The sequence below is a fragment of the Flavobacterium magnesitis genome, from assembly GCF_041729735.1.
In the GTDB taxonomy this organism is placed as follows: Bacteria; Bacteroidota; Bacteroidia; order Flavobacteriales; family Flavobacteriaceae; genus Flavobacterium; species Flavobacterium magnesitis.
Window position 1 is genome coordinate 77,822 of the sequence record NZ_JBCFQK010000016.1, and the last position, 11,536, is coordinate 89,357.

The following is an 11,536-nucleotide window of genomic DNA, read 5'->3' on the forward strand; positions in this document are numbered from 1 at the left end:
CTATTTTCAGAATTTGTAAAATTAAGTTTGCCCCAAAACTAAAATTTAGAACAATGAGAATAATATTATCTGAAGATAACGATATTCTACGTAAGTCATTATCTTTTTTCTTAGAGTCGAAAGGATTTACCGTTGACCAGTTTGCTGATGGTAAAGATGCCCTAGATGCTATAGAAGCAAATACCTATGATCTGATTTTAACAGATATAAACATGCCTGGCATAAGCGGAATGGAAATTACGCAATATGTAAGACAGACTATAGGCTCTGAAATTCCAATAATTATATTTACTTCTTCGGGAATAGAACAAACAGAACTGGATTCTTTTGATATAGGTGCAAACGAATTTATTGCTAAACCTATAAGTCCAGCCGTGCTTTTAGTAAGAATTAATAAATTACTAAAAATACGCGTTTAATATGGTTGAATTAGCAGAATATTATAGGAGTGGTACCAGGGTGGAGTCTTTCTTAATCCTGTCGATTAGTTTGTTCATAATAGCCTCATTTATTCTGTACCTATTGATAATCGCTAGTCGAAGCAAGAATATAAAAAAGGAAAGACTTAGAGTGGAATACAGCATAGTAATTGAAAAATTAATGTTTTTGATTATTTTTCAGGACACTCCTTTTTTAGTTATTCAAGAGGACAAAGATTATAAGAAGCTTTCTAATTCTTCTTTCTTCAGGGAGGTTTTAACGGAATCCATTATAAATCTCCATAAAAATTATGAAGGGATTTATGCAAGTAAACTGCAGTTATTTTATAAAGAATCTGGATTAATAAATGATTCATTTAGAAAGCTCAGAAGTTTAAAATGGGAGATAAAGTGTAAAGGAATAACCGAATTAGCAGAAATGAATATTACTGAGGCTTTTGATACTATAATAAAGACAGCTACAGTTCATAATAAAACATTAAAAATTACTGCTATAAATGCTTCAATAAAATTAGGAGGAACAAAAGGTATAGTACATCTTACAGCACATCCTTATCCTATTGATGATTGGACTCAGGTAAATATTATAAATGCTTTTAAAAAGCATGATATAGGAGATGTTAAAGGTGTTGAACTCTTATTAGAATCGCAAAACACAACCGTTATTACATTGGGCTTAAAATTAATCAAAGAATTAAAGCTTACGCAAAAACTTCCCTTTATAGTACAATTGGTTGCTAAAGCTCCAAATACTCTAATACAAAACGAGGCACAAAATGTAGTACAGGCATTAACAGTGTAAAATGATAGAAAGATGAGTTTTTTTAATAATCAAATAACTGTTTTTTTCGAGATTTATCTCTTCTTTATACTTGCTTATGCAATATTGATTATGTCTTCCTATCTTATATTAGCTTATTTGTCTACAAAAGAATTAAGAGGATATTTAAAAAAGAATAGTTTTGTTGATTACGAGGTACTTCTTACAAGTGAATTTGCTCCCAAACTTTCGCTAATTGCTCCTGCATACAATGAAGGTTTTACCATTGAAGAAAATGTAAAATCATTACTTTCTCTAAATTATAATAATTATGAGGTTATTCTGGTGAATGACGGCAGTAAGGACAATTCGATGGAAATACTCATTAAAACCTATGATCTTGTTCTTACAGAACTTGATATTCATCCAAAAATTCAAACGAGAAAGATTAAAGGGCTTTACATCTCCAGAAATGCAGCTTTTAAAAAACTAATAGTCGTTGACAAAGAAAATGGTGGTAAAGCTGATGCTTTGAATGTAGGGCTTAACATTGCACAAAATCCGTATGTTGTATGCATTGATGTTGATTGTATTCTGGATAAAGATTCGTTACTTAAATTAGCAAAACCTTTTCTGGAATCTCATGGAAAGCGTATTATTGCTACTGGTGGTGTAGTTAGAATTGCTAACCAGTGCATTATTAAAAACGGACGCTTAGTTGAGGTTAATATTCCAGATTTGATGCTCCCAAGGATACAGGTTTTAGAATATCTTAGAGCATTTCTTCTTGGGAGAATGGCTTGGGGAAGACTGGATGGATTATTGCTTATTAGCGGTGCATTTGGCGCATTCGATAAAGAAATAGCAATACTTGCAGGCGGTTATGATACAAAAACGGTAGGCGAGGACATGGAACTGGTAGTGAGAATGCGCCGTTATATGCTTGAGAATAAAATACCTTATGCTGTTAGTTATATTCCTGATCCACTTTGCTGGACAGAAGCACCTGAAGATTTTAAAATATTCAAGAAACAGCGCAGTCGTTGGATGAGAGGAACAATTGAAACACTTAGTTTCCATAAAAAAATGTTCTTAAATCCTAAATACAAACTTCTAGGAATGCTAAGTGTACCTTATTGGACATTATTTGAATTCTTAGCCCCAGCAATAGAGTTTATAGGCCTTGTAATAACTATTGTATTTGTAGTATTGGGTTTACTCAACTGGCATTTCTTTTTTTTATTACTGTTTTTTGTTTACTTTTTTGCTGTTATGTTTTCGGTTATGGCTCTTTATAGCGAAGAACGTACCTATCATAAATATTTAAAGCAAACCGATTTTTTTAAATTGCTGTTAGCTGCTTTTGTAGAACCTTTGTACTTTCATCCATTAACAGTATATGCAGCTTTAATTGGTTACAAAGAAAAACTTATGGGAACTAAAGGCTGGGGCGAAATGACAAGAAAAGGTTTTACTAAGAAATAATAATATTTGAATTATTTAGAAAAATAAGATGTTTTTTTAAATAATTTCGGTCATTAGCATTTGGATGATATAATTGAAATTTTGTAAGTTTTTAATGTTTTAATAGAAGAATTAATTAATGTTTTTTTAATAAATTTGAAAAAAATATTTATAATTTTTAACTTAAGGTAGTTTTTTTAACGAATAATTTTCGGAGTGAATTTCATATAATACAATTGATTCGTCCGTATTACCCAACATAAAATGATATTAATTGTAGACGATATTAGAGCAAATATTATTGCGCTAAAAAAAACACTCGAGTTCCATAATATTGAAGTAGATACAGCAGAATCAGGAGAAGAGGCATTAAAGAAAATTCTAAAAATAAATTATTGTCTTATTATAATGGATGTCCAGATGCCTGGTCTGGATGGCTTTGAGGTTGTTAAGATTTTATCAGGAAATAAAAAGACCAAAGATATTCCAGTAATTTTCTTGTCAGCTATAAGTATCGAAAAAAAATATATTTTTAAAGGATATGAAACGGGTGCTGTGGATTATATAACGAAACCTGTTGATACTGATTTGTTAATTTTAAAAGTAAAAACATTTTTAAAAATTTATGAACAGCAAAATGAATTGAAAATAATGAAAGAGTTGCTTTATAAAGAAATTAAGATACGTAAAGAAGCTCAAGAAAATTTAGAAATAAAAATTGCTGAAAGAACTAAAGAATTAGTTTTAAAAAACGAAGCATTAGAGTTTAACAATCATGAATTACAACAATTTTCGTGGGTAGTATCGCATGATTTAAATGAACCTCTTAGAAAAATTCAAATTTTTATGGGAGTAATAAAAGAACTCTATTTACCAGATGATGATAAAGCAGCCTTATATATCAATCGTACAATTGAAAGTGCAGAAAGAATGCAAACTTTAATTACTGATTTACTAGAATATTCTAGATTATCCTCTAAGGTTGTTCCTAAAAAAACAGATTTAAATATTGTTATTCAAGAAGTAATTTCTGATTTTGACTATTTGATAGATCAAAAAAAGGCAATCATAACTGTAGATGAACTGCCAGTAATTGATAGTATTTCCAGCCAATTAAGACAAGTTTTTCAAAATCTGCTAGGAAATTCACTTAAGTTTTCGGGAAATATTGAAACTCCTTATATTCACATTAGTTCTCAATTTGTAAAAACAAAAGATTTTGATGCAGAAGTAGATCCAGAGGGACAATTTTGTGAAATTACAGTTACTGACAACGGAATTGGTTTTGACGAAGTTTATCTGGATAGAATTTTTGTAATTTTCCAAAGTCTAAATGATCGCCGAATTTATGAAGGAACAGGAATAGGTTTGGCTATTTCGAAAAAAATAATTGAGAATCACAACGGAATGATTACCGCAAAAAGTCAATTAGGTAAAGGCGCAAGTTTTATTATGATTTTACCAATAAATAGCAATATATAATCATTGGACTATAATTTATGAAAAACAATAATTTTAGAAGAAATTTATTAATAAGTTCAATAATTTCACTACTGGTTTTGACCATCAGTTCTACGGCTTCCTATATTAGTATAAAAAAATTATTAGATAGCGTTTTTTTGGTCAATCATACTCAAAAGGTTATTTATAATTTAAATGAAGGAAGTGCCTTAATTACCGATGCACAAACTAATATGCGTGGTTATTTAATTACGGGAAAAGAAGATTTTATCGATAAACTTAATGAAGCTCAGTTAGAGTCAAATACTTATTTTGATGAAATAGATAAATTAACTGTTGATAATCCATTACAGCAAAAAGCATTAAAAGATTTAAAAAATCTTAGAACCGATTTTTTTAAATACTTGAATAATCAAATAAATAATAAACGATTAGGTAAGCAAGCAATTTTTTTTGATCTCAACGGTGGTAAACTAAGAATGGACGAATTGCGTAGAAATTTTAGACGCATAGAGAACAATGAACAAATTCTTTTAAAAGAGAGAAATGAAAAAGCTGAACTTTATGGAGATTACAGTTCTATTTTAATTATAACAGCTTTTATTATTGCTTTTATTATTTCGATTATTTTTTTAATTAGAATTTTAAAAGATTTCAATGTTAGATCACAACTACAGCAAAAGCTAGAACTTAAAGATAAGGAGATTGCCGAAAGAATTGAAGTGATTAGTACTATTGCCACCAATATTTCAAATGGTAATTATGATATAAAAGTAGAAGACACTAAATCGGATACTTTAAGTAGTGTAGGAGAATCTTTAAATAATATGAGCTCTTCTTTAAAAAAGTCATTCAATTTATTATCGGACAAAGAATGGCTACAAACAGGTATTGCTAATCTTAATGATGTAATGTTAGGAGACAAATCATTGACCGATTTGACTAAAGATATTATTGAATATTTATGTAGTTATACAAACAGTAGTGCAGGTGTTTTATATGTTTTAGAAAACAATGAATTACACTATTCTGCAGGATATAGTTATATTCCAAATAAAGAAAAAAAATACATTAAAAAGGGAGAAGGCTTATTAGGACAAGTTGTAAAATCAAAAAAAACACTTCAGTTAAAAGAAATTTCCTCGGATTATATTCAAATTAATTATGCTTTAGGAAAATTAAAACCAACTCATATTGTTGCTTTTCCTTTACTAAATAATAAAGTGGAAGGAGCTATAGAAGTTGCTAGCATTTGTGGATTTACGGATCTTCAGTTAGAATTTTTTGAAATGGTGCGTAATAATATTGGTCTTGCAATAAAATCAGCTCAAAATCGCGAGCATATTCTTGAATTATTGGAAGAAACAGAGGCACAATCGGAAGAATTACGTATTCAGCATACAGAATTAGAAGGAATGAATGCCGAATTAGAAACACAAACCGAAAAACTTCAGGCTTCAGAAGAAGAATTAAGAGTACAGCAAGAAGAATTAGTTCAAACAAACGAAGAACTTTCGGAACGCAGTGCTTTATTAGAAGAAAAAAATATTGAGATCCAAAAAAAATCAGAAGCTTTAGAACTCACTACTCGTTACAAATCAGAGTTTTTAGCTAATATGTCTCATGAACTTAGAACACCTTTAAACTCTATTTTGCTTTTAAGTCGATTATTAGCTGAAAATAATAATAAGAGTATGAACGATGATGAAATTGAATTTGCTCAGGTAATTCAAAGTTCAGGAAACAGTTTATTAGCTTTGATAGATGAGATTTTAGATTTGTCTAAAATTGAAGCTGGGAAAATGGAATTGGAATATTTAGATGTTTCAACAAAGGAAATTACCGATGGCTTATCGAATTTGTTTTCTCAGGTCGCAAAAGAGAAAAAAGTAAAGTTTGAAATAATTGCTAACGAAGCTCCATTGGTTATTAGAACCGATAAAATGAGATTAGAGCAAATTCTTAAAAATCTAATTTCTAATGCCATAAAATTTACGGAGAATGGAGAAGTAACTTTAGAAATAAAAGTAAATACTGATGATGATAAAATAATTTGTTTTATTGTAAAAGATACAGGAATTGGAATACCATTAGATAAACAACCCTTAATTTTTGAAGCTTTTCAACAAGCCGATGGATCTACAAAACGTAAATATGGCGGAACAGGTTTAGGTTTATCCATCAGTAGGGAATTAGCAAAATTACTACATGGAGAAATTATATTAAATAGTGTTGAAGGTGTAGGAAGTACATTTACACTTTGTTTACCAAAATTTGGTTCACAAATCAAGAAGGAAAGTGTTGAAGAAACAGCTGTTCCAGAGATAGTGATTCCGGAGATTGAATCGAAAAAAGTAGCAAAAAAGAAATATATTTCCAGCACAATTCCAGATGAAATTGAAGATGACAGGGATTCTATTTTACCAGGAGACAAAGTAATTTTGATTGTTGAAGATGACAGCAGTTTTGCTAAATCTTTATTGTCTTTTAGTCGAAAAAGTGGTTATAAGGCTGTAATTGCTGTTCGAGGAGATTATGCACTTAATTTTGCTCTTTTGTATCAACCCGTTGGTATACTTTTGGATATTGAGCTTCCAATAAAAAGTGGTTGGGAAGTTTTGGAAGAATTAAAAAGTAATATACAAACCAAGCATATTCCGGTTCATATTATGTCTTCTCATAAATTAAAACAAGAAAGTTTGTTAAAAGGAGCTGTAGATTTTCTAGATAAACCAGTAGCTTTTGATAAAATTCCTGAAGTTTTTGTTAGAATCGAAAATATTATAAGTAAAGAATCTCAAAAGGTTTTAATCATTGAAGATAATCCAAAACATGCAAAAGCATTAGCATTCTATTTGGAAAGCTATAGTATTAATTCGGAAATTAAAAGTGAAGTTTCAGAAGGTTTGGTAGCATTAAATAAAGAAAATGTAGATTGTGTAATTCTTGATATGGGAATTCCAGATAAACAAGCCTATGAAATTTTAGATGGTGTGAAAAAAAGCCCAGGATTAGAAAATATTCCTGTAATTGTATTTACTGGTAAAAGTTTATCCCTTCAGGAAGAAGTTAAAATTAAAAAATATGCCGATTCTATTATCGTCAAAACCGCTCATTCTTATCAAAGAGTATTAGATGAGGTTTCGCTTTTTTTACATTTGATGGAAGAAAATAAGGCTACGGACACTAAAAAAGAAAATTATAAAAAATTAAGTATGCTAAATAATATTTTGCATAACAAAAAAGTATTGATTGTTGATGACGATGTACGTAACATCTATTCATTGACAAAAGCATTAGAAGTTTTTAAAATGAACGTCATTACAGCATTTGATGGTAAAGAAGCTATTAAAATGTTATCTGAACATCCAGATACCGATATTGTTCTTTTAGATATGATGATGCCTAATATGGACGGATATGAAACCGCTGAAAAAATAAGAATCAATCCTAAATTTATTACATTACCTTTAATAGCAGTTACAGCCAAGGCAATGATGGGAGATAGGGAAAAATGTATACAAGCAGGAGCTTCAGATTATATAACAAAACCTGTTGATATAGATCAATTATTGTCTTTATTGCGAGTTTGGTTATATGATAAAGTTTAATTAATAGCATTATATTATGAACAAAAAAAAACTCTTAATCATTGATGATGATCCTAGAAATATTTTTGCATTAGTAAATACTTTACGGGTCAAATCTTACGATTGCCTTTCTTGTTTAAGTGCTGAAGAAGCTTTAAAAATACTAGGAACAGATGAAATTATAGATGCAATATTAATTGACATGATGATGCCAGAAATGGATGGCTATGAAGCTATTCCATTAATTAAGAGTATACCATCTCGGAAATTAACTGTAATAATAGCGGTTACTGCACAAGCTATGGCAGGCGATAAGGAAAAATGTTTAAGTGCTGGCGCCGATGATTATATATCGAAACCTATAGATGTAGATAAATTGCTTATTGCATTATCTAAAATTTGAATTGAATTATGATAGAAGATATTGAATTAGAGGTTTTTATTAATGATGTTTATGAATATTATGGTTTTGATTTTGGAAATTATTCTAGAGCTTCATTAAAAAGACGCGTCAATAGAATATATCAGATTGATGGTTTAGTTAATTTTTATGAGTTTTTATCAAAAGTAAAATACAATCCTGAGTATTTTAAACGAGTAATTGATGAAATTACGGTTAATGTAACTGAAATGTTTCGTGATCCCTCTTTTTATAAAGTGGTACGCAATGAAATTTTACCCTTATTAGCAACTAAACCTTTTATTCGTATTTGGCATGCAGGCTGCTCTACAGGAGAAGAAGTATATTCGATGGCAATCTTATTGAAAGAAGCTGGATTACTGCATAAAACTTTATTATATGCTACAGATATTAACTCTCAGGTATTAGAAACGGCTAAAAAAGGAATTTTCCCTTTACGAATGATGAAAGAATATTCTATAAACTATAGAGATTCTGGTGGAGAAGAAGATTTTTCTAATTATTACATAGCTAATTATGGGAATGCAAAATTTAGCGAAGAATTGATTAGCAAAATGGTTTTTTCGCAACATAATTTAGTTTCGGATACTTCATTCAATGAATTTGATATGATTTTGTGCCGAAATGTTCTAATATATTTTGATAATGATTTGCAAAAAAAGGCAATCGAATTATTTGATGAAAGTTTGTCTTATTTTGGTTTTTTAGCTTTAGGTACAAAAGAGACAATAAAATATTCAATACCCCAAAGTAGATACAAACAAGTACAAAAGGAAAAAATATGGCGAAAAATACAATGATTTCTAATTGTAAAGTAATAATTATAGGAGGCTCAGCTGGGAGTTTACAGGTTTTAATAGACGTACTGCCCTCGATTCCTATGATACATTCTTTTGCCATTGTTATTGTACTTCATCGCAGAGCTTCTGATGATTTAACATTAGAAGATTTAATAAAAGTTAAAGCAAATATTCCAGTAAAAATAATAGAAGATAAAATAACCTTCGAACCTGGATATTTGTATGTTGCACCAGCTAATTATCATTTGTTGTTTGAAAAAAATAGTACAATTGCATTAGATACTTCGGCAAAAGTTAATTTTAGCCGACCAAGTATAGATGTTTCATTTGAATCTGTTTCCGAAATTTATGGAAATACTGTAATTGGAATTTTATTATCAGGCTCTAATTCTGATGGGACAGAAGGTTTAAAAGCAATTCAAAAAGCTGGTGGCTTGGTCATTGTCCAAGATCCTAAATCTGCAGAGATGCCTTTTATGCCCAAAAACGCAATCGAAAATCTAACTTCAGATTATGTTTTAAATACACAAGAAATATTAGACTTTATACTTTCCATAAATAATAAATTTTAATTATTTGAATAGTGTATAGTCGTGAAATAAGTTGACATGAAAGTTAAGGTATTTCAGGACGAGATAAAAAACAAAAAAGCCTTTAAATACTAGTATTTAAAGGCTTTTTGACTTTTAAAGTTTCTTTTGAAACTTCTACTGGCGGAGAAAGAGAGATTTGTCACTCGTTTCTAATGCGTTGTTTTCCAGAGATTTTATAAACTAAAGTTAAAATTTGGTAACCGAATTTACCCCCTTTTTTATCGTTTAAAATTCCATTAATTTGTGAAGTATAAAGGTAAATAATTAGCTAGTAAAAAACAAAGTTTTAAAGGATAAAGAATACTAAAAAATGAACTAGTTCTTTTATAATGTGATCATCTAATATGGTTATAAATTTGAATAGAATTATATTCTCATTTTAGCCAAAAATCAAGTGAGCAACTTGTTCATATTTTAATCCTGCATACGAACAAAACTCATCAATGGTTAAGAACTCGTTTTCGAGCTTGTTGAGGTCGGTTTTTACTTTTTGCATTAATCTTGTACTTTGACGATAACTCTTTCCAGTTATGCGTTGGATATCCTTTGGATAGATGCAAATTCTTTGTTTCTCTATTTTCATACTCTATCTATTACTTTGACTAGGCTTTAATTTACTGTAAAGGACTACTTGTCAGACTTTATTAAGCATAAATTTATAAAAAAAAGTGATTGTTAATCTGTCTCAAATAATCTATGGTATCTTTCTTCTAGTAGTGTTTTGTATTTTTCTTTGAAATGATCTGATAGGAATGAATTATCGATCCACTGGTGAGCGATGGGTTTGTTTTTTTGAAAGCGTTTTGCGATTCCTTTTAGTTGTTTTTCATTTAAGCCAAGGCTGATTCCTAGTTTTTTAAAATGTTCCCATTTCAATTTTTTCTTTTTTCCTTCCAATGTTAGTGCGAGTTCTTCGGTGTCTTCGGGGTTTACTATGGCTACGTTTAATAAATCATAGGCTGGTGCCAATGTCCAAGTATCTGCCGAATGAATCATCGAAAAGTTTTTCAAATGCATATCATTGTTGCCTGTTAGGAAACTGAAGATACCTAGTTCTAAAAAGTATAGTTTATCGAGTAAGGTGTTATCTGAGAACTCGTCCAGAGCTTTGCCTATCTTCTCCATGGAGCTTTTGTATTTGTCAAAAGCTTCTGTGATTTGGAACATGTCGAGCATGTGGATTTTTTCTCCGTTTTCAGTTCTGTCGATGCGTTTAGTGATATAGGACAGTTCTCCTGATTGCAATCGGATTAAGCTGGACTGGACGGTGTTAATTCCAAAGGCTTCCGCTATTCGCATGGTGAGGTGTTCGTTTTCGGGCATTTCAGAAAAATGTTCGGATGGTGGTTTGAAAATATAATTTCCACCCAAAGCACCAACCACCGTAAGACGTCCCTTGGTTCCATCATGTATTGTATTGTTTACTATAGATAACGATAACTTGGGTTGCACTCCAGGAACAGCTACACTTCTTTCCACCACATTTTTGGCCAATTCCGACATTTGCTGGAGTGAATGTTCGAATACAGGTTGTTGCCTGGTACCGAAAAATTCCAGACTGCATTGCTCGTGGAAATCACCTACGATTGTATCGTCTAATGATTGGTAACAATATAAGCATTTCTTAGGCATCTTCATTTGGTATTGGTTGAACACTTACCGCACCGATACAATTTTGGCAACAAGCCAAAAGAAGTCCCATGCGGTCGTTTGGATTAATTTTCCAGTTTTTAGAAGCGATATCCAGTAACCATCCTTCGGGAATTAGACCTTCAAAAAAAGGGAATAATCGTTTGTCAGTGTATGTTTCTGAGCGAACTGGCATCGTCAAACTGATGCTTTCTTTAGGATGTTCAGTAATGTAATTTTCATCGTAATGAAAGTGATAGTCACCGTCGTCCGTTTCTGTAAGTGTTCCCGCCAGATAGTCTTTATAATATATAGCTGCTTTTCTCATGCGTTCTCCTTATCAATTTTGGATAATTCTCTTGCATTTACTGGTGCCAG

11 protein-coding genes are annotated in these 11,536 nt (G+C 30.6%); 8 read left to right on the forward strand and 3 right to left on the reverse strand.

Going from position 1 to position 11,536, the window contains the following annotated elements; translation table 11 throughout:
• The first annotated feature begins 53 nt into the window (after positions 1-53).
• From AAGV33_RS11615 to AAGV33_RS11650, 8 genes are all read left to right on the forward strand, one after another.
• Positions 54-419, forward strand: a complete 366-nt coding sequence (locus AAGV33_RS11615; protein ID WP_373392188.1) for a response regulator transcription factor — start codon at positions 54-56, stop codon at positions 417-419.
• A 151-nt stretch (positions 420-570) separates the two neighbouring features.
• On the forward strand, positions 571-1,242 hold the full coding sequence (locus AAGV33_RS11620) for a hypothetical protein (protein ID WP_373392189.1): 672 nt from the start codon (positions 571-573) through the stop codon (positions 1,240-1,242).
• A gap of 12 nt (positions 1,243-1,254) precedes the next feature.
• Positions 1,255-2,685, forward strand: a complete 1,431-nt coding sequence (locus AAGV33_RS11625) for a glycosyltransferase family 2 protein (RefSeq protein WP_373392190.1) — start codon at positions 1,255-1,257, stop codon at positions 2,683-2,685.
• Between the two features lie 243 nt (positions 2,686-2,928).
• Positions 2,929-4,146 (forward strand): hybrid sensor histidine kinase/response regulator, encoded by a 1,218-nt coding sequence (locus AAGV33_RS11630; protein ID WP_373392191.1) that lies wholly within the window; start codon positions 2,929-2,931, stop codon positions 4,144-4,146.
• Positions 4,147-4,163: 17 nt separating this feature from the next.
• A complete protein-coding gene (locus tag AAGV33_RS11635) occupies positions 4,164-7,736 on the forward strand; it encodes a response regulator (RefSeq protein WP_373392192.1) in 3,573 nt (1,190 codons plus the stop codon).
• A 16-nt stretch (positions 7,737-7,752) separates the two neighbouring features.
• On the forward strand, positions 7,753-8,118 hold the full coding sequence (locus tag AAGV33_RS11640; protein WP_373392193.1) for a response regulator: 366 nt from the start codon (positions 7,753-7,755) through the stop codon (positions 8,116-8,118).
• Between the two features lie 8 nt (positions 8,119-8,126).
• On the forward strand, positions 8,127-8,936 hold the full coding sequence (locus AAGV33_RS11645; RefSeq protein ID WP_373392194.1) for a CheR family methyltransferase: 810 nt from the start codon (positions 8,127-8,129) through the stop codon (positions 8,934-8,936).
• Positions 8,918-9,508 (forward strand): chemotaxis protein CheB, encoded by a 591-nt coding sequence (locus tag AAGV33_RS11650; protein ID WP_373392195.1) that lies wholly within the window; start codon positions 8,918-8,920, stop codon positions 9,506-9,508. The genes AAGV33_RS11645 and AAGV33_RS11650 overlap by 19 nt, the downstream gene beginning before the upstream one ends.
• A 400-nt stretch (positions 9,509-9,908) precedes the next feature.
• On the opposite strand, the gene AAGV33_RS11655 is transcribed toward AAGV33_RS11650, so the two are convergent.
• The 3 genes from AAGV33_RS11655 to AAGV33_RS11665 all read right to left on the reverse strand — a co-directional run bounded on the left by AAGV33_RS11655 (position 9,909) and on the right by AAGV33_RS11665 (position 11,486).
• Positions 9,909-10,112, reverse strand: a complete 204-nt coding sequence (locus AAGV33_RS11655) for a hypothetical protein (RefSeq protein ID WP_373392196.1) — start codon at positions 10,110-10,112, stop codon at positions 9,909-9,911.
• Between the two features lie 92 nt (positions 10,113-10,204).
• Entirely contained in the window at positions 10,205-11,167 is a 963-nt protein-coding gene (locus AAGV33_RS11660; RefSeq protein ID WP_413789717.1) for a HipA domain-containing protein, read from the reverse strand.
• Positions 11,154-11,486, reverse strand: a complete 333-nt coding sequence (locus tag AAGV33_RS11665) for a HipA N-terminal domain-containing protein (protein WP_373392197.1) — start codon at positions 11,484-11,486, stop codon at positions 11,154-11,156. Before AAGV33_RS11665 ends, AAGV33_RS11660 begins: the two co-directional genes overlap by 14 nt.
• Positions 11,487-11,536 lie beyond the last annotated feature (50 nt).